Origin of the sequence: Nocardioides deserti (assembly GCF_014266025.1) — a bacterium.
GTDB classification, from domain to species: domain Bacteria; phylum Actinomycetota; class Actinomycetes; order Propionibacteriales; family Nocardioidaceae; genus Nocardioides; species Nocardioides deserti.
The window spans coordinates 46545-64259 of the sequence record NZ_JACMYC010000020.1 but is presented as its reverse complement, the minus strand read 5'-3'; the positions used below and the strand labels follow the sequence as shown (position 1 = coordinate 64259).

Annotated in this window: 16 protein-coding genes, 1 tRNA gene and 1 pseudogene; 8 read left to right on the top strand and 10 right to left on the bottom strand. The window is 69.5% G+C overall.

What is annotated here, in order from left to right; all coding sequences use genetic code 11:
* The 6 genes and pseudogenes from H7344_RS19035 to H7344_RS19010 all read left to right on the top strand — a co-directional run.
* Positions 1-461: pseudogene (locus H7344_RS19035) on the top strand (hypothetical protein); the annotation flags it as partial.
* A gap of 123 nt (positions 462-584) precedes the next feature.
* Entirely contained in the window at positions 585-968 is a 384-nt protein-coding gene (locus H7344_RS19030) for a YbaB/EbfC family nucleoid-associated protein (RefSeq protein WP_166190290.1), read from the top strand.
* Between the two features lie 13 nt (positions 969-981).
* Positions 982-1581 carry a recombination mediator RecR gene (gene recR / locus H7344_RS19025; protein WP_186347557.1) on the top strand — a complete coding sequence of 200 codons (600 nt, stop codon included), beginning with the start codon at positions 982-984 and terminating at the stop codon, positions 1579-1581.
* Positions 1574-2335, top strand: coding sequence for a DUF5063 domain-containing protein (locus H7344_RS19020; protein ID WP_229706973.1), 762 nt, complete (start codon positions 1574-1576; stop codon positions 2333-2335). The genes recR and H7344_RS19020 overlap by 8 nt, the downstream gene beginning before the upstream one ends.
* A gap of 42 nt (positions 2336-2377) precedes the next feature.
* Complete coding sequence (locus tag H7344_RS19015; protein WP_186347556.1) at positions 2378-3652, top strand: aspartate kinase; 1275 nt, start codon at positions 2378-2380, stop codon at positions 3650-3652.
* Positions 3649-4698, top strand: coding sequence for an aspartate-semialdehyde dehydrogenase (locus H7344_RS19010; protein ID WP_186347555.1), 1050 nt, complete (start codon positions 3649-3651; stop codon positions 4696-4698). Before H7344_RS19015 ends, H7344_RS19010 begins: the two co-directional genes overlap by 4 nt.
* A 34-nt stretch (positions 4699-4732) precedes the next feature.
* Here H7344_RS19010 and H7344_RS19005 read toward each other — a convergent pair whose 3' ends face one another.
* The 3 genes from H7344_RS19005 to H7344_RS18995 all read right to left on the bottom strand — a co-directional run bounded on the left by H7344_RS19005 (position 4733) and on the right by H7344_RS18995 (position 6762).
* Entirely contained in the window at positions 4733-5506 is a 774-nt protein-coding gene (locus tag H7344_RS19005; protein ID WP_186347554.1) for a hypothetical protein, read from the bottom strand.
* Positions 5507-5591: 85 nt separating this feature from the next.
* Positions 5592-5665 (bottom strand) — tRNA-Pro (locus tag H7344_RS19000).
* Positions 5666-5805: 140 nt separating this feature from the next.
* A complete protein-coding gene (locus H7344_RS18995; protein WP_308423334.1) occupies positions 5806-6762 on the bottom strand; it encodes a metallophosphoesterase in 957 nt (318 codons plus the stop codon).
* Between the two features lie 25 nt (positions 6763-6787).
* Between H7344_RS18995 and H7344_RS18990 the strand changes: the two genes are divergently transcribed.
* Positions 6788-7246, top strand: a complete 459-nt coding sequence (locus tag H7344_RS18990; protein WP_186347553.1) for a GatB/YqeY domain-containing protein — start codon at positions 6788-6790, stop codon at positions 7244-7246.
* A 626-nt stretch (positions 7247-7872) separates the two neighbouring features.
* On the opposite strand, the gene H7344_RS21390 is transcribed toward H7344_RS18990, so the two are convergent.
* From H7344_RS21390 to H7344_RS18965, 5 genes are all read right to left on the bottom strand, one after another.
* A complete protein-coding gene (locus tag H7344_RS21390) occupies positions 7873-8409 on the bottom strand; it encodes a DUF2690 domain-containing protein (protein ID WP_373286515.1) in 537 nt (178 codons plus the stop codon).
* A 479-nt stretch (positions 8410-8888) separates the two neighbouring features.
* A complete protein-coding gene (locus H7344_RS18980; protein WP_186347551.1) occupies positions 8889-9548 on the bottom strand; it encodes a M15 family metallopeptidase in 660 nt (219 codons plus the stop codon).
* A gap of 18 nt (positions 9549-9566) precedes the next feature.
* Positions 9567-9860: a hypothetical protein gene (locus H7344_RS18975; protein WP_186347550.1), complete on the bottom strand. Its 294-nt coding sequence runs from the start codon at positions 9858-9860 to the stop codon at positions 9567-9569.
* 52 nt (positions 9861-9912) lie between these two features.
* Entirely contained in the window at positions 9913-12138 is a 2226-nt protein-coding gene (locus H7344_RS18970) for a glycoside hydrolase domain-containing protein (protein ID WP_222130880.1), read from the bottom strand.
* A gap of 555 nt (positions 12139-12693) precedes the next feature.
* Entirely contained in the window at positions 12694-14808 is a 2115-nt protein-coding gene (locus H7344_RS18965) for a transglycosylase domain-containing protein (protein ID WP_186347549.1), read from the bottom strand.
* A gap of 195 nt (positions 14809-15003) precedes the next feature.
* Between H7344_RS18965 and H7344_RS18960 the strand changes: the two genes are divergently transcribed.
* Positions 15004-15300, top strand: a complete 297-nt coding sequence (locus tag H7344_RS18960) for a WhiB family transcriptional regulator (RefSeq protein WP_222130879.1) — start codon at positions 15004-15006, stop codon at positions 15298-15300.
* Between the two features lie 140 nt (positions 15301-15440).
* On the opposite strand, the gene H7344_RS18955 is transcribed toward H7344_RS18960, so the two are convergent.
* Positions 15441-16637, bottom strand: coding sequence for an ArsA family ATPase (locus H7344_RS18955; protein WP_186347548.1), 1197 nt, complete (start codon positions 16635-16637; stop codon positions 15441-15443).
* Between the two features lie 10 nt (positions 16638-16647).
* Entirely contained in the window at positions 16648-17673 is a 1026-nt protein-coding gene (locus tag H7344_RS18950) for an ArsA-related P-loop ATPase (RefSeq protein WP_186347547.1), read from the bottom strand.
* Positions 17674-17715 lie beyond the last annotated feature (42 nt).

Sequence of the window (17715 nt, the reverse complement as noted above, 5' to 3'; positions counted from 1 at the left end):
CGCAGCCGGGCCAGTCGACCGCACCCGCGGTGCAGCCGGGCGCGCAGCCCGAGCCGCCGTTCCGGGAGGGGCCGCCGCCCGGCCAGGACGGCCCGCCGGCCTGGGCCGACCTGCCGCCCGACGACGACGCCGGCCAGGAGCAGCAACCGCAGGACCAGGCGGCCCAGGACCAGGCGGCCCAGGACCAGACCTCCCAGGACCGGGCCTCCCAGGACCGGGCCCCGCAGCCGCCGGCGCGTCCCGCCGCCGACCCGCAGGCGATCGCGGCCGCCCGGGCGCGGATCCAGCAGACCCGGACCGGCGGTCCGGAGCAGACGGGCCCGGTCGACACCGAGCGGCAGGACCGGGACGCCGACGCGCACCCCGACGACCCGGACGCCGACTCCGAGGGCCTCGCCGGCACCGACCTGCTCGAGCGCGAGCTCGGCGCGCGGATCATCGAGGAGATCCGGCACCAGTAGGCGGAGCCCGCTCACCGGCACCGGCCGGCGAGCACCACCCATCCGACAGACTCGACCGAGGTCCGGACGACACCTCGCCCCCAGCAGCACCGGACCCACCACCCACCAGCGGAGGACCACCCCATGAGCCAGAACCCCTTCGACGCCCTCGGCGGCGGCGGACTCGACATGAACGCCCTGCTCCAGCAGGCCCAGCAGATGCAGGAGCAGCTGCAGGCAGCGCAGCAGCGGCTGGCCGAGACGACCGTGCAGGGCTCGGTCGCCGGCGGCGCGGTGACCGTCGAGGTCAACGGCGTGGGCGACCTGACCAAGGTCGCGGTCGCGCCAGGCACGGTCGACGGCGACGACGCCGACAGCCTGGCCGACCTCGGCGACCTCGTGGTCGCGGCGTACCGCGACGCCAAGGCGCAGGCCGACACCATCGCCGGCGAGGCCCTCGGCCCGCTGGCCGGTGGCGGCGCGGGCGGCCCCGGCGAGGGCGGCCCGCTGGGCCAGCTCGGCTTCTAGGGGACGACCCTCCTTGTACGAAGGTGTCGTCCAGGACCTGATCGACGAGCTCGGCCGGCTGCCGGGCGTGGGTCCCAAGAGCGCCCAGCGGATCGCGTTCCACCTGCTGCAGGCCGACCCGGTCGACGTACGCCGCCTGGCGGACGTGCTGGTCGAGGTCAAGGCTCGGGTGAAGTTCTGCTCGGTGTGCTTCAACGTCTCCGAGGACGAGCAGTGCCGGATCTGCCGCGACCCGCGGCGGGACCCGTCGGTGCTGTGCGTGGTCGAGGAGTACAAGGACGTGGTGGCGATCGAGCGGACGCGCGAGTTCCGCGGTCGCTACCACGTGCTCGGCGGGGCGATCTCGCCGATCGACGGCATCGGCCCGGACCAGCTGCGCATCCGCGAGCTGATGCAGCGGCTGGCCGACGGCGCGATCACCGAGACGATCCTCGCCACCGACCCGAACCTCGAGGGCGAGGCGACGGCGACGTACCTCACCCGGATGCTGAAGCCGCTCGGGTTGCGTGTGACGCGTCTGGCGAGTGGACTGCCGGTGGGTGGGGACCTTGAGTACGCCGACGAGGTGACCCTCGGCCGGGCATTCGTGGGAAGGCGGAGCGCAGATGACTGACCAGCAGCAGCACCCGGGGCCGATCTCCGGCGACCTCGACCCGACGACCCTGCTCGAGCAGGCCGTCCTGGCCGGCGCCCTGCCGCCGATGGACGAGCACCCCATCGACGTGGACAAGGCGCTGGCCGAGCTGGCCCGTCCGCTGCCGGGCGCGGCCGACGCCGTGGCCAAGGTGGACGTGGGCACCCAGGCGCTCGCCCAGCAGGTCGCCGACTCCGCCGCCAGCTTCCTGCTGGCGCTGCACGAGATCTCGCGGGACGCCGACGGGGGCGGCCGGGCGATCAGCCTGCTGCTGCTCGAGATCAGCCAGGTGCTGCTCGCGGGCGCACAGCTCGGTGCGCAGCGCGACTTCACGCCGCGGGCGGAGTACCAGCCCGACATCGGCCCGGAGACCGACCTCGACCCGATGCGGATGCGGCTGGCGGCGATCCTGGAGCCGGTCGACACCTACAGCCTGGTCTTCGACCCCTACGCGCCCGAGGTGGTCGAGAGCCAGCTCTCCGACGACCTCACCAGCATCGCCTCCGACCTCGAGACGGGCCTGCGCCACTTCCGGCAGGGCAACACCGAGGAGGCGCTGTGGTGGTGGCAGTTCTCCTACGTCTCCTCGTGGGGCAACCTGGCCGGCGCGGCGCTGAACGCGCTGCTGTCGGTGGTCTCCCACGACCGGCTCGACCGCGAGGTGCCGGGCGAGGACGACGTGCTGGCGGTGGCCGATGAGATGCTCGGCGGAGGCACCCCCGCCCCTCGGTAGACTCGGGCGCGGTCTTTCTTCCCCCAACCCGAGGACGTCGTCGTGGGCATTGTCGTGCAGAAGTACGGCGGATCGTCGGTCGCCGACGCCGCCGGCATCAAGCGGGTGGCCCAGCGCATCGTGAACACCCGCAAGGCGGGCAACGACGTGGTCGTGGTGGTCTCCGCGATGGGCGACACCACCGACGACCTGCGCGACCTGGCCGAGCAGGTAACACCGCTCCCGCCGCCGCGGGAGATGGACATGCTGCTGACGGCCGGCGAGCGGATCTCGATGGCGCTGGTCGCGATGGCGATCGCCCAGCTGGGCCACAAGGCGCAGTCGTTCACCGGCTCGCAGGCCGGCGTCATCACCGACTCCGCCCACGGCAAGGCGAAGATCATCGACATCACGCCGGGCCGGATCGAGGCCGCGATCCGCGACGGCGCGATCGCGATCGTCGCCGGCTTCCAGGGCGTCTCGCAGGACACCAAGGACGTCACGACGCTGGGTCGCGGCGCGTCCGACACCACCGCGGTCGCGCTCGCCGCCGCGCTGGGCGCCGACGTGTGCGAGATCTACAGCGACGTCGACGGCGTGTTCACCGCCGACCCCCGGATCGTCCCCGCCGCGCGCAAGCTCGACCGCGTCTCCACCGAGGAGATGCTCGAGATGGCCGCGTCCGGCGCGAAGATCCTCCACCTGCGGTGCGTCGAGTACGCCCGCCGCTACAACATGCCGATCCACGTCCGGTCCTCCTTCTCCTCGAAGGAGGGGACCTGGATCATCCCCGAGCCCCGAGAGGGAGAAGAGCCCATGGAGCAGGCGATCATCTCCGGCGTCGCGCACGACCGCAGCGAGGCCAAGATCACCGTGGTCGGCGTGCCCGACAAGGTGGGCGAGGCGGCGCGGATCTTCGAGACGCTCGCCGCGACCGAGGTCAACATCGACATGGTCGTGCAGAACGTCTCGGCGGCGGCCACGGCGCTCACCGACATCTCGTTCACGCTGCCCCGCACCGACGGCCAGGCCGCGATGGGCGCGCTCGCGCGCATCCAGGACGAGGTCGGCTACGACAAGCTGCTCTACGACGACCAGATCGGCAAGGTCTCGCTGATCGGCGCCGGCATGCGCTCGCACCCGGGCATCACCGCGAAGTTCTTCGCCTCGCTCGCCTCCGCCGGCGTCAACATCGAGATGATCTCCACCTCGGAGATCCGGATCTCGGTCATCGTCGACGAGGCGCAGGTCGACGACGCCGTGCGCGCCACGCACACGGCGTTCGACCTGGACGCCGACGAGGTCGAGGCCGTCGTCTACGGAGGAACCGGGCGATGAGCAACGGTGTACGCATCGGCATCGTCGGTGCCACCGGCCAGGTCGGCGTCGCGATGCGGCAGATCCTCGAGGAGCGGTCGTTCCCGGCCGACGAGGTGCGCTTCTTCGCCTCCGCGCGCTCGGCCGGCACCGTGCTGCCGTTCGCGGGCGGCGAGGTCACCGTCGAGGACGCCTCGACCGCCGACCCGTCGGGGCTCGACATCGCGCTGTTCTCGGCCGGCGCAACCACCTCGCGCAACCTGGCGCAGAAGTTCGTCGACGCCGGCGTCATCGTCGTCGACAACTCCTCGGCGTTCCGCAAGGACCCCGCGATCCCGCTCGTCGTCTCCGAGGTCAACCCCGAGGCGATGCAGGCGGTCATCGAGGCCGGCCGCGGGATCATCGCGAACCCGAACTGCACGACCATGGCCGCCATGCCGGTGCTCAAGCCGCTGCACGAGGAGGCCGGGCTGGTGCGGATGATCGCCTCGACCTACCAGGCCGTCTCCGGCTCCGGCGTCGCCGGCGTGGAGGAGCTGGCCACGCAGGTCGCCGCGGGCGGCGAGAAGGCGCGGGAGCTGGCGTACGACGGCACCGCGGTCGCCTTCCCCGAGCCGCAGACCTACGTCCGCACCATCGCGCACAACGTGCTCCCGATGGCCGGCTCGGTCGTCGACGACGGCTCCCACGAGACCGACGAGGAGCAGAAGCTCCGCAACGAGTCCCGCAAGATCCTCGGCATCCCGGACCTGCGCGTCTCCGGGATCTGCGTGCGGGTGCCGGTCTTCACCGGGCACTCGCTGGCGCTGAACGTCGAGTTCGAGCGGGCGCTGACCGTGGAGCGGGCCCACGAGCTGCTGCGCGACGCCCCGGGCGTCGAGCTGACCGACGTGCCGACGCCGCTCCAGGCGGCCGGCCGGGACCCGTCGTACGTCGGTCGCATCCGGCAGGACCCGGGCGTCGACGGCGACCGCGGCCTCGCGCTGTTCGTCTCCAACGACAACCTGCGCAAGGGCGCGGCGCTCAACACCGTGCAGCTCGCCGAGCTGGTCGTCGCCGCGCGCTGAGGCGTCCGGCGGCGGCCGTCGTCGTCCCAGGCGCTCAGTCGTCGGCGTCGGTCACCAGCGTGGTGACCCAGTGCGAGGCGGCGAAGCAGCCGATCGCCAGCAGCGGGATGACGATGACCATCGTCCAGCTGAAGAGCGCCTCGATGAGGAACAGCAGCACCAGCACGGTCAGCAGGCCGACCGCCAGGAAGCTGGTCGAGCTCGGCTCGGCGACCCGGAACGCCCGCAGCAGCGCCGAACCGGTCAGCACCATCGCGACGAGGATCGCGATGAGCAGCAGGAAGCCGGGGTTGCCGCACGAGCTGGTGCCGCGCGCGACCTCGCAGGCCCGCAGTCCCAGCCAGGTCAGTCCGACCGTCGCCAGGCCGACCAGCGCGCCGGTCAGGCAGGCCGCCGGCATGCCGGTGACGAAGGGCTCTCGCGGCTCCCTCGTCTCCTGCGCTGCCGGGGCCTCTGCGGGCGGCTCTGGCTGAGCCTGCTCGGTGAGCACCGGCGCCGGTGCGGGCCGGGGCGTCGCGTCGACGAAGCGTGGCGGCGGGCTCGGCTCGGGTGACCGGTCGACGACCGGCTCGGGGGCGGGCTCGGGGGCGGGCTCGGGGGCGGGCTCGGGGGCGGGCTCGGCGACCGGCCCCGGGACGGGCTCGACGACGGCGGTGGGGGTCTCGTCCGGCTCGACGGCCGGCAGGTCGACACGGGTCGCCTCGTCCGCGGCCGGGGCCTCGGGAGCGTTCTTCTTGCGGCGCTTGCGACCGAACAGGGTGGGTGGCTCCAGGCTCGGAGCCTCCGTGTCGCGGTCCTTCCCACTCATGGGCGTCAGTGTGTCACGGCGGCGTGGGCCAGGAACGGCGAAGGACCCGGATCCCAGGTGTTCCTGGGGTCCGGGTCCTCTGCTGTCGGGCTGACAGGATTTGAACCTGCGGCCTCCTCGTCCCGAACGAGGCGCGCTACCAAGCTGCGCCACAGCCCGATTCTGTGAGTCCGGGATCACCGGGCTCACGAGCACCGGAGCATACCGGAGCACCTCCGGCCCGCCCCAATCGGGCCGCCCCGCCCATCGAGAGGCGGGTGGGTGGGGGAGGTTTCGGAGACAGGCGCTGCGCACCCTCCTCAACCAGCCGGAGGGGTGGGCCGGGGAACGAGGGTGAGGAGGGTGGCCTCGGGGCGGCAGGCGAGGCGGAGGCGGACGTAGGGGCTGGTGCCGAGGCCGGCGCTGACGTGCAGCCAGGCGGAGCCGGGGTCGCCGGGCCGGGAGTCGGCCGGGTGGCGGTGCAGGCCGCGGGCGCGGGCGGCGTCGAGGTCGCAGTTGGTGGTGAGCGCGCGGCCGCCCGGGAGGCAGACCTGGCCGCCGTGGGTGTGGCCCGCGAGGACGGCGTCGCAGTCGTCGGCGGCGAAGGCGTCGAGGACGCGGAGGTACGGCGCGTGCGCGACGCCGAGGCGCACGTCGCCGTGGCGGTCGGCGCCGGCGACCCCCGTGACGTCCCCGAGCCGGTCGTAGCCGAGGTGCGGGTCGTCGACGCCGGCGAAGGAGACCGTCGTGTCCCCGATCGTGAGCGCGCCGGTGCGGTTGGTGAGGTCGAGCCAGCCGGAGCCCGTGAACGCCGCCACGAGGTCGCGCCACGGCAGGTGCGGGGTGTCGGTGTGCCGGCGGCCGTCGTCGGGCAGCAGGTAGCGCAGCGGGTTGCGCATCGTCGGCTCGAAGTAGTCGTTCGACCCCAGGACGAACACGCCTGGCACGTCGAGCAGCGGCCCGAGCGCCTCGAGCAGGGGCCCGACGCTGTCCCGGTGGGCGAGGTTGTCGCCGGTGTCGACGACCAGGTCGGGCTCGAGGTCGGCCAGCCCGGCGATCCAGGCGAGCTTGCGCCGCTGGCCCGGCGTCACGTGCAGGTCGGAGAGGTGCAGCACCCGCAGCGGACGGTGCCCCGCGGGCAGCAGCGGCACCTCGACGCGCCGCAGGGTGTATGCCTGCGCCTCGCACGCGGCGTACGTCGCCAGGCCGGCGCCCAGCACGGCTCCGGCGCCGGTCACGGCGGCCAGGGTGCGGGTGGCGGCGGGCAACGGGCTCACGCCGTCAGGCTGCCACAATGGCCCTATGAGCCAGCTCAAGGACCGACTGCGCACCGACCTCACCGCTGCGATCAAGAGCCGCGACGAGGTGCGCTCCTCGACCCTGCGGATGGTGCTGACCGCGGTCACCAACGCGGAGGTCGCCGGCAAGGTCCAGCGCGAGCTGACCGACGAGCAGGTCGTCGAGGTGCTCGCCAGCGAGGCGAAGAAGCGCCGCGAGGCGGCGATCGCCTTCGACGACGGCGGCCGCAGCGAGATGGCCGCCAAGGAGCGCGCCGAGGCGAAGGTGCTCGCCGACTACCTGCCCGAGCAGCTCTCGGTCGAGGAGATCGCCCGGATCGTCAGCGAGGCCGTCGAGCGGACGGGCGCGGCCGACGAGGGCATGAAGGCCATGGGCAAGGTGATGGGCGTCGTGCAGCCACAAGTGAAGGGGCGGGCCGACGGTGCCGCCGTGGCTGCGGAGGTACGTCGGCAGCTCGGCTGATGCGGAGTCGGGATCCTGGGGTGTGCCGAATGGCTAGGTAAGAGCGTCCCGGTGTCCGAACAAACTGATTCGACTTCGGTGAAGGAGTTTGCTCGGATCGAACGTGCCTGGACTCGTTGGCGTGCGCGCCTTGGCGGGCCGTCGTCACCGTCGCGCTGAGGTCGGTTCACCAGGCACATCGACTCAAAGGGAGACGGTCAATCCGGACCGGGTCATGGACCCCAGTGGTGAAGATGTTCGAGGACACTCGTGTGACGGCTCGGTGCCCAACGTGCACTCCAGATGGTGGGCGGTGAATCATCATCCCGAGGGCGCGCAGGATGATCGCTATCGCTTTTAGGCGCCGAGCGCCTAGGGCCCGGCCCATCGCGTGAAATCGTTGCCATGGTTCACGCACGGACCAGCCACGTAGCGGACTGCGGTGGTCGTTGGAAGCGATCCTGGTGCGCACCTCCACTTCCCGTCGGCCCGGGGGCGCCGAATCAGTGCTCGGGACCGGCGGCTATAAACCTCGACTACACTCTGCTTCTCGGGGAGTCGATCCACGCGCGAGCCAAATTGGCCAAAGGAACCGGGTACCGACGCTGGGAACGCGCGAACCCTTCTCAGGGGCGTTCGTTTGAACCTCACCAGGCGTTCTGTGCGCACGGATTGTAGTACGAGTCAGAATTCCAAAGGTACGCGTCTTCGCGGAAGCAAAATTGGGTGTAGTCGGAATTGGTTGTTCTCCCAATCATGGATGACCAGATTGGCCAATTTGCGCAAGCTGTAAAGGTGCGGATGGTCTGGGTGATGAGATCGCCATTGCTGCGGTGGTCGCGGAGGCGGACTTGAGGGCTATTTCCTCCGCCGCATCCCCAGTCCGATGGTCCGCTTGTCACGCGAATCCATTTGGCGCGGCAAGTATTGGAGTGCCGCAACTCAACATAGACGGTGTTCCCCAGATTTGTGCGGTAGTGGGCGTTGAAGTGAGCGACGGTGCGCGCGTCCGTCTCGCATCCCTGCACTTGCGGGTCCCTTCCAGTACATCCGCCACCCACGCACCCGGCGATGGCCGTCTCAGCCGAGACCGCTGGTCCAGATTCCACGGCTCTCGCAGAGGATGCTGGAAATAGTGCTGCGACCAGGACGGCAGCGCCAAGGATCTGGGGCGAAACGCGCATCACAATACCCTTCTCGCGAGGCGCCGGCATTTCCGGCCACCTTTACTTGAACTATATGCGGGCGGTTCACGTACTGCAAGAGGAATGTTGCGATATCGGTAGTCTAGGCAGATATTCGCCGTCGGCCTAGCGATATGCAGTCGTCGCTCGCTCAGCTCCGTAGTTGACGCGAACCGCGCGCCCGAGTGTGCCGCCGGGCCCATTGGCCACGTTGACGGGCAGTCGTCGTTGACGAGCCACAGTGAAGTTCAGAAAACCGCCGCAACAATTTGCGTCGGAGATAGAATGCCGTCGCTCATCGGTTCGCCTTCTTGAAGGTAATCCTCTCAGGCTAGTGAAACAGCGACGTTGCGCAGAACCGGTGGCGTCGCTGAACGTGCGAACAGTGACTAGGAACTTTGTCGCCCGTCGTTTTCTGCGCCGCGCAACCCAAACCGAACCGCGGGCGCAATCGCCGTCCGGGTACGGCAAGGCCGTCGTCAGACGGCGACGCCGGGAGTGCGTCCGGGAGTCTCGTCCCAGGCTCGGAACTGGGAGGCGAGCATGCCTAGACGACCGTCCTCGGGTGCGGCAGCGATCTCAAAGTGCGACTCGACCGGGACGGCGAAGTCGCCACCCCAGGCAACTAGCCCGCGGCACTCAGCCAGGATGTCGCGGATCGTCGCGACTTGGTCGGGGAAGAAGCCGCCCCGTGCGCCTAGTGGGTAGCAGGTCGGGAGCACGTCGACCGCTGTCCCGGACGCGTGATTGCCGTCGTGCCCGCGGCCGACCGTGCGGTGGGACAGGAATCCGACGACGCTGGCGGGCGCCAGCTCGGCCACCTCGTAGTGAAATCGCCTGACCACGCGAATCAGCACGACCTCCACGTCACCCGACCGGATGCCGAACGTGCCGCCTGTGCCGGTGAGGGGCCGTTCCCAAAGCTGGCCACCGATGCCTACCCCGCGCTCCATCTCCCACCCGTTCAGGCTCCGACGACCCACGAGGATTCGGTCGCGGGCTGCTTGGATGTCACGTTCGAGGCGGCGTCGCCCGACGGCGCCAGCCGGCGAAAACGATGAGAGTGCCGAGACCGACGCGGTGCCGGCCACGGCGGCTAGGACGCTGCGACGGGCGAAGGTGAGGCTGGAGGCATCCATGGGCATTGACGCTTTCAGTCAGGAGGCGAGAAGAGTCACGATGGTGGGTTGGAGAAAGGCGAGAAGTGCGACCGCCCAGAGGTGCGGTCGGAAGCCGGTCAGCCAGCGCTGAAGTCCGATGTTGACCGCAGAAAAGACCGCGATCAACGCGGCGAGGGCGAGTACGCCAAGGAACATCCCGGCCTCGCGGTTTGCGGCGAACTCGTAGTCCGCCGGGCCGAGGACGGTGTTGTCGATCAGGACCGCCACGTACAGGACTGCCGTCGTGCTCGGAATGCCCAGCACGACATTCACCGCGCCGGTGATGAGCATGGACCAGCAGGACAGCTTCGTGCACGACGCATTGCTGTCCACTAGGACGCCCTCAGGCATTGCGCATAATGGAGTTGTAGATCTCGAAGATGGAGTAGTACCCGAAGACCACCCCGCCGTACCCGGCGGCCGCGGGTCCCGTGCCGTTGTAACGCGCGATCGTGGCCGTAGTATCTGCGTCCGACTGGGAGAGACCGGGCCGGGACAGACCGATCCTGGATGCCGCATGAATGAGGACGAGCGGCACCGTGCTGATGTTGTAGGTGTCTTCGGTGTGCAAACGCTGCCAGATGGCCCAAAGGTTCGACTCATCGCTTGGATCGCGGACGAGTCCGCCGATGATTCCTGCCGAGATACAGTGGTTGCGAGCCTCGATGGCCGTCTTCGCGTAGATCTGCCCGAGGCCTGTTGACGCGTCCGACAGTGGAGAGAGTCCAGTTCCTGCGTAGTAATCAATCACTGCCCCGTCGGTCGCAACGTCCTGGCGGGAGTAGTGCCGCATCTCCTGAAACAGAACCGCCTGCATAAGAGATTTCCGCATCTTCAGCTCTCGGGCGAGGCTTGTTGCGATCCGGTCCCACGACATAAGTACGTCGATGGCTTCAGGGGTCGAGACCAACCGCAGGGCGCCCTCCGGGCCCGGCGACCCGGTGTCGCCATATCCCAGCGTTTCCATATAGGAGCGAATGTCGTTCAACAGCGCGGGCTTCCACGCCATATCGAAGTCGACGTCGAGATCGGTGGTTACTGGGATCGGCAAGAAAGAGCTCTGGCCGAGATCTCGGCCGGACGAGATATTGTTATCAATCTCGATCGATCCCGATCCTGCGCCGACGGTGACGGTGGAGATCTGGTCGAATGCCCAGTTCGCTGGGAGTGGGTACCCCAGATTGCCGGAGTAGCCGGACGACATATCCAGGACGAAGCTGGCCGAGGCCAGACCTTCGACGCTCACCCGGCTGCAGACATTGCGAGCCCCGTAAATCCCGATCTGGTAAAGGGGTGCGTGCTCGTACATCACCCCATCCACGCCTCGGAAGTACGGCAGTACATAGTCGGTGACTTCGTCGTCCAGTGCGTCGAAGTCGACTGCAAAGTAAATGCGTGTGCCGGGCCGGAACCCGTGGAAGCGAGCCCACTCGATCGCATTGAACGCAGCCGCGGCACCTTGTGAATATGAAAAGTACGACGCGTTGGTCCCGATCGTCTGATAGATCGGGTACACCGACAGGCCGCCGGCGGCGCACCGAGCCAACTCGCCAGGTTGGATCATCTTGTTGAACGAGCTGCCCGGCACGTTGCAGAGGTAACGCCCAATCGTCTGGTAGCCGGCTCCTATGAGGCTGACCAGGCGAGCGTCGCTGACACTGGTGGAGGCGTCGCAGGCGGTGCCCTCGCGAGTGTTGTCACCGTACGACACGAGCAGCGAGGCCCACGTCGGAAAATCACCCTTCCCCGTGACGGGGAGCTTGGTGAACGACTGGAAGGCGTTCACCACGCTCGCGACCGAGTCCGTGAAGAAAGGGCTGAATGTCGCTTCGGGGCGCTTGTTGAACAGAAGGGCCGCGGTGAAGAGTTGGACCCAAGTGCCGGACGAGCCGATCGTAAGCACGTTGTTCTTGAGGCCCTGCTGTGTGCCCGGCCCGAAGACGCCGTTGGCGACCGAATCGGACATCCCGATCTGGAACTGAATTGCAAGCATCAGAGCCTTCTGCACATCGCGCGAGAAGTTTCCGTCGCACGGGATGACGTAGAAGTTCTCACGATCGACGTACGTCGCGTTCAGCCATTGCTGGACACCGCGGACGGCCTCGGTCCCACCCATCACGGGGACATAGGCGTCCATTGTGAGGAGCGACTTGAAAACCTTGGGGGTCAGGCCCGAGCCAGGGTATACGTCGTCGACGCCCATGTTGGTTTTCAGTTGGGTAACGGAGGCCTGAACTTTCTCGTTGTAGACGCCGTCGATGTTGCCGCCGTCATACCCCTTGCAGTAGAGCGCGCTCTGAATAACGCGATTGATTCCCGCGACCATGTTGGAGCTGTCGATGCTTGGATAACTTACTTTCAACGCCGACAAAGTGGCGGGTCCGAAGGTGTCCGACAATGTGCTTATGCCGATGTGGAGCTGGAGGATGCGGGTGAGCGCGCGCATCACCGTCCAGCTAGTCTTGCCGTCGACCTCGACCTTCGGAATCCGCGAGTCGTTGTAACTGTTGATGAAACGTTGGGCGTCTGATACCCGCTCGTCAGCCATGGGGCCGCGCTTGGCTGTCATATTTCGAGATGGTGGCCCGAGTGGGCGCGGGGTTGCGCCAGAATAGGTCGCTCAAGGCATTAGCCGTTCCCGAATGAGAGCCATGTTTAAAGCAGAACACACACCTGGTGACATGTCCACCCCTCTCGACCGGGCACGACCGGGCGGGTGAGGCTGCCGAACGTGCTCGAGGCAGCTTGACTGGTTCGCAGCCGCTGCGGCGTCGCCGACTCCAGCCTCGGCCCCCCCGTGGTGGACTGGCGCCGTTTGCGTCGCTCCGGTTCCGCCGCCGTGCCGTCGCGTCATTGTCCTCGTCCCCCTTGCCCGGCGGCCGCCCGGGCGCGGACGTTATGTGGTGAACAGCGGCGAAGAGGCCGGCCATCCCTGCGGTCTGGCGTTCGACCCCGAGCCCTCCCATCCAGGTGGCTGCTACGGCGGTGGCCGCGCGCTTGCGAGCTTCCTATCCTGATCGGGCTGATCGAGAGGTGGAATCCCCGGATCCTCCATACTGACGAGCGCATTCTCGCTCTATGCCACGCCAGGCGTAATCGCCGACACCGGTTGATGGATCAGGGCCTAATCGTCGTCTAAGCCGTCGTCATCGAACGAACCAGAGTTCGTCACCGACGACGGCGGGGTGAACGACTCGGCCGGCAGTTGGTCGAGGATGCCGCGCATCGCGTTGCCCCACACGGGAGCTGCGTATCCAGAGCCAGACGCGCCGTAGATCGTCGTGGGGCCGATGTCGACGCCCTCGAGGCTCTTGGGCGTGCCGGACTCGTTGGCGCCCGCGATCATCGAGGCGGTCGCCATGTTCGGGGTGTAGCCGACGAACCAGATCGCTCGGCCGCTCTGGGACGTGCCGGTCTTGCCCGCGGCGTCGCGGCCGAGGTTCTGCGCCGAGGCGAAGCCGCCCTCGATCACGCCACGCAGGATGTCGTTGACCGCGTCGGCGGTGGTCTCCTGCAAGACCTGCTGGCACTCGGCCGGGTATTCCTTGAGCAGGTTCCCGCGGGCGTCCTCGATCGCGACGACGGGGCGGGAGTCGCAGTGCAGGCCGCGCGCGGCGAAGGTGGCGTACGCCTCGGCCATCTCCAGCGGGCTGGCGTCGGGGATGCCCAGCACGAACGACGGCACCCGCTCCGGCAGGCCCGGGCCCTTGCCCTCGGGGTTGGTCAGGTCGACGCCCATCGCCTTGGCGAGCTGGTAGGGCTCGCAGATGCCGGTCTCCATCTCGAGCTGGGCGAAGTAGGTGTTCACCGACTCCCGCGTGCCGCGGTACATGTCCATGTAACCCGAGGACGTCGAGTTGCCGACCGGCCAGGTGCCGTAGCCGTAGGGCTCGCCGTCGCAGTCCTCGTACTCGTACTCGGGGATCTCCATCTGCGGCTGCGCGTTGAAGCTCGTCGAGGTGGGCAGGCCCTGCTCGAGCGCGGCGGCCAGCACGAAGACCTTGAAGGTCGAGCCCGGCTGGAAGCCGGCGGAGTCGCCGTACTTCTGGTTGACGACGTAGTTGAGGTAGGTCTGGCCGATGGAGCGGTCGCTGCCCATCGGGCGCGACTGCGCGATCGCGCGGACCTTGCCGGTGCCCGGCTCGACCATGGCCAGGCCGCCGATGGCCTCGGCCTCGGGGTAGACCGCGGCCGCGACCGCCTCGTCGGCGGCGGCCTGCGCGTCGAGGTCGATCGTGGTGCGGATGGTGAGGCCGCCGGAGAAGATCAGCTCGCGGCGCTCCTTGACGTTGCGGCCGAGCGAGCGGTCCTTCTGCAGGTAGTTGAGGACGTAGTCGCAGAAGAACGGCGCGCGGGCGTTGACGCACCCGTTCGGCGTCGCCTGCACCTTCAGGCCCAGCTTTCGGTCCTTGATCTTGTCCGCCCGGCGCTCCTTGATGATGCCGAGCTCGGCCATCCGGTCCAGGACGACGTTGCGGCGCGCCACGGCGCGGTCGGCGAACTTGGTCGGGTCGTAGCCGTAGGGGTTCTTGACCAGCCCGGCGAGCAGTGCGGACTGCTTGAGGTTGAGGTCCTTGGCGTTGACGTCGAAGTAGTGGCGGGCCGCCGACTGGATGCCCCAGGCGCCGTCGCCGAAGTAGGCGGTGTTGAGGTAGCGCTCGAGGATCCAGTCCTTGGTGTGGCGCTGCTCCAGCGCGACGGCGTACCGCAGCTCCCGCAGCTTGCGCGCGTAGCTCTCGTCGGTCGCCGCCGCCTGCTCCTTCTTGGACTTCGCCTGGTCGACCAGCGTCAGCTTGACCAGCTGCTGGGTGATCGACGAGCCGCCCTGGACCACGCCCGAGCTGGCCTGGTTGGTGATGAACGCGCGCAGCGTGCCCTTCAGGTCCAGCGCGCCGTGCTGGTAGAAGCGGTAGTCCTCGATCGCGACGATCGCCTTGACCATCATCCGGGAGACGTCGGTGAGCTGGACGTTCACGCGGTTCTGGTCGTAGAGGGTCGCGATGACCTCGCCGTCCTCGTCGAGGACCTGGGTGCGCTGGGCGAGCGCCTCGGTCTCCAGCTCGGCGGGGAGCTGGTCCATCGTCTCGGCGACGTTCTTCGCGCCGATCCCGACCACGCCCGCGAACGGGATCGCGAGGCCGGCGACCACGACGCCGAGGACGGCCGCGACGGCGAGCATGACGCCCAGGTGGGAGGCCACCCGGCCAGGGGTGAGGTGCTCGGGGCGCTGCGCGGTCATGGGTAGCAGGTTACGCGAGCGCGCGAAGCCCCAGTTCCGCCTGACGAGGACGGACTAGTCACTTCGGACTACTCCAGTTGGGCTGAACGTGTCTGTACCGGTTGCCGGAATCGCCTTTACCTTGGCAGCCGAGGGGACTTCCCGGGTAGGCGTCATGGGGACGCGGACCTATCTCGGAACAGATGTGGGGACATCATGTGGGTTGAGGACTGGACGCCGCGCGCTGCCTGCAAGGCCGCGCAGCCGGACCAGCTGTTCGTGCGTGGAGCCGAGCAGAACAAGGCCAAGCAGCTGTGCGCCGGGTGCCCGGTGCGCACCGAGTGCCTCGCGGAGGCGCTCGACAACCAGATCGAGTGGGGGGTCTGGGGCGGCATGACCGAGCGCGAGCGCCGTGCGCTGCTGCGCCGTCGCCCGAACGCCTCCTGGCGCACGGTCCTGGAGACCGCCCGCGAGCAGTCGGCAACCGTGCCGGCCGCCCGCACCGCCGTCTGACGGGTCCGCGCGCCGCTGCGGGTTGCCGCGCGCCGTACGTCGCGGCGCCTGCGGGCCCGGCCCGGCCCGTGCGCTGCGGCCGGACATCTCGGGGTGGTCCTGCACATATCGGGGGAGATCGGCCCCGATATGTGCAGGGGTCACCGGTTGACCGGTGACCCCTGCACCCCGCCGCCGGCCAGCAGCTCGGCCACCCGACGCAGCCCGTCGAGGTCGTGGACGTCGCCCGCGAGGGCGGGCACGACGGCGGTGGGGACCTCGGGGTGGGCGGCGGCGAAGCGCTCGCGCAGCGCCGCCTCGCGCTCGACCATCCGCGCGCGGTCGGCGTGCAGCCGGAGCAGGCCCGCGGTGAGCGAGCCCGGCTCGTCGGCGCGCAGCCGCGCGGCCGCGGCCATCGCCTCGTCGCCGGACAGCTCGCCCTGCGGGGCGGGGCTGGCCCGGTTGACGACCAGCCCGGCGAGCGGCATCCGGTCCTCGGCGAGCCGCTCGACGAAGTACGCCGCCTCGCGCAGCGCGTCCGGCTCGGGCGCCGCGACCACGAGGAACGCCGTCTCGTCGGCCTGCAGCAGCGCGTAGGTCTTCTGCGCGCGGGCGCGGAAGCCGCCGAAGACCGTGTCGAGCGCGGCCACGAACGTCTGCAGGTCGCGCAGCACCTGGCCGCCGAGGATCTTGGTCAGCGCGTTGGTGATGATCCCGAAGCCGGCGGTCATCAGCTTCGCCGGACCGCGCGCCGGCGCGAGCATCAGCCGGATGAACCGGCCGTCGAGGAAGCTCGAGAGCCGCTCGGGGGCGTCGAGGAAGTCCAGCGCGGACCGCGAGGGCGGGGTGTCGACGACGACGAGGTCGTAGGTGCCGGCCCGCTTCGCGTCGGCGTGGATCTGGCCGAGCTTCTCCATCGCCATGTACTCCTGCGTGCCCGCGAACGAGCTCGACAGCGCGACGTAGAACGGGTTGGCCAGGATCTGCTCGGCCTTCTCCGGGGTGGCCTGGCTGAGCACGACCTCGTCGAAGGTCCGCTTCATGTCCAGCATCATTGCGTCGAGCCGCCCGCCCGCGGCCGGGTCGACGCCCGCGACCGGTCGCGGGGTGTTGTCGAGCATCTCGATGCCCATGGCCTGCGCCAGCCGCCGGGCCGGGTCGATCGTCAGCACGACGACCTTGCGGCCGCGCTCGGCAGCCCGCAGCGCCAGCGCCGCCGAGGTGGTCGTCTTGCCGACGCCGCCGGAGCCGCAGCACACGATGATCCCGGTGCCGCGGTCGTCGAGCAGCGCGTCGACGTCGAGCGGCGCCGCCCGTCCGCGGCCGCTCTGCGGTCCGATCCGCGTGCGCGCGCTCATGCCGGGCCCCTCATGCCAGACCCTGCGCGCGCAGCTCGCCGGCGAGCTCGTAGAGCCCGCCGAGGTCGACGCCGCCCGGCAGCCGGGGCAGCTCGTACGTCGGTCGGCCCAGCTCGGCGACCACCTCGCGCTGGGTGTCCTCGAGCGCGCGCCGCACGGCGTGGTCGTGCGCCTCGACGACCAGCCCGTCCACCAGCCCCTCGGCGAGGTCGCCGTCGGGCAGCCCGGCCGCGGCGAGGTCCTTCGCCAGCCGGTCGCGGTCCAGGGTGCCGGCGCGGGCCGCGGCCAGGTCGTCGGCCTCGAGGTCGCGGGGGCGCACGAGGTTGACCACGACCCCGCCGACCGGGAGGCGGGCCGCCTCGAGCTCGGCGATGCCGTCGGCGGTCTCCTGCACGGGCATCTCCTCCAGCACGGTGACCAGGTGGACGGCGGTCCGCGGCGAGCGGAAGAGGGTCATCATCGTGTCGGACTGGTGCTTGATCGGACCGACCTTGGCCAACCCCGCGAGCTCGTCGCTGACGTTGAGGAACTGCACGATCCGGCCGGTCGGCGGCGCGTCGAGCACCACGGCGTCGTACTGCGTGGCGCCCTTGTTGCGGCTGTTGCGCTGCACCGCCTCGAAGACCTTGCCGGTCAGCAGGACGTCGCGGACGCCGGGCGCGATGGTCGTGGCGAACTCGACGACGCCGAACTTGTCGAGCGCCCGGCCGGCCCGGCCGAGCTTGTAGTACATGGAGAGGTACTCCAGGAGCGCCGCCTCCGGGTCGATGTGCAGCGCGTGCACGACCCCGGGCGGGCCGGGCTCGAGGCCGTCGGCCGGCGCGACGGGCAGGCCGGTGGCGATGCGGCGCTCGGCGTACGGCAGCGGGTCGACGTCGAACATCCGGGCGATGCCCTGGCGGCCCTCCACCTCGCACAGGAGCACGTTGCGCCCGGAGGTGGCCAGCGCGAGGGCCAGCGCGGCGGCGACGGTCGACTTGCCGGTGCCGCCCTTGCCGGTCACCACGTGCAGCTGCACGCGCGGCCAGTCGGTCATGGGGGCGAGCGTAGCCAGCGGCGGCCAGCGCGGGTGATGATG

What these genes read in the sequence shown, in the direction of transcription:
- H7344_RS19030 (WP_166190290.1), top strand. Translation starts at nt 585, where the DNA reads ATGAGCCAGAACCCCTTCGACGCCCTCGGCGGCGGCGGACTCGACATG.
- H7344_RS18955 (WP_186347548.1), bottom strand. Translation starts at nt 16,637, where the DNA reads ATGAGCGCGCGCACGCGGATCGGACCGCAGAGCGGCCGCGGACGGGCG.
- H7344_RS18980 (WP_186347551.1), bottom strand. Translation starts at nt 9,548, where the DNA reads ATGGATGCCTCCAGCCTCACCTTCGCCCGTCGCAGCGTCCTAGCCGCC.
- H7344_RS18965 (WP_186347549.1), bottom strand. Translation starts at nt 14,808, where the DNA reads ATGACCGCGCAGCGCCCCGAGCACCTCACCCCTGGCCGGGTGGCCTCC.
- H7344_RS19020 (WP_229706973.1), top strand. Translation starts at nt 1,574, where the DNA reads ATGACTGACCAGCAGCAGCACCCGGGGCCGATCTCCGGCGACCTCGAC.
- H7344_RS21390 (WP_373286515.1), bottom strand. Translation starts at nt 8,409, where the DNA reads ATGCGCGTTTCGCCCCAGATCCTTGGCGCTGCCGTCCTGGTCGCAGCA.
- H7344_RS18990 (WP_186347553.1), top strand. Translation starts at nt 6,788, where the DNA reads ATGAGCCAGCTCAAGGACCGACTGCGCACCGACCTCACCGCTGCGATC.
- H7344_RS18970 (WP_222130880.1), bottom strand. Translation starts at nt 12,138, where the DNA reads ATGACAGCCAAGCGCGGCCCCATGGCTGACGAGCGGGTATCAGACGCC.
- H7344_RS19010 (WP_186347555.1), top strand. Translation starts at nt 3,649, where the DNA reads ATGAGCAACGGTGTACGCATCGGCATCGTCGGTGCCACCGGCCAGGTC.
- H7344_RS18950 (WP_186347547.1), bottom strand. Translation starts at nt 17,673, where the DNA reads ATGACCGACTGGCCGCGCGTGCAGCTGCACGTGGTGACCGGCAAGGGC.
- H7344_RS18975 (WP_186347550.1), bottom strand. Translation starts at nt 9,860, where the DNA reads ATGCTCATCACCGGCGCGGTGAATGTCGTGCTGGGCATTCCGAGCACG.
- H7344_RS18960 (WP_222130879.1), top strand. Translation starts at nt 15,004, where the DNA reads ATGTGGGTTGAGGACTGGACGCCGCGCGCTGCCTGCAAGGCCGCGCAG.
- H7344_RS19005 (WP_186347554.1), bottom strand. Translation starts at nt 5,506, where the DNA reads ATGAGTGGGAAGGACCGCGACACGGAGGCTCCGAGCCTGGAGCCACCC.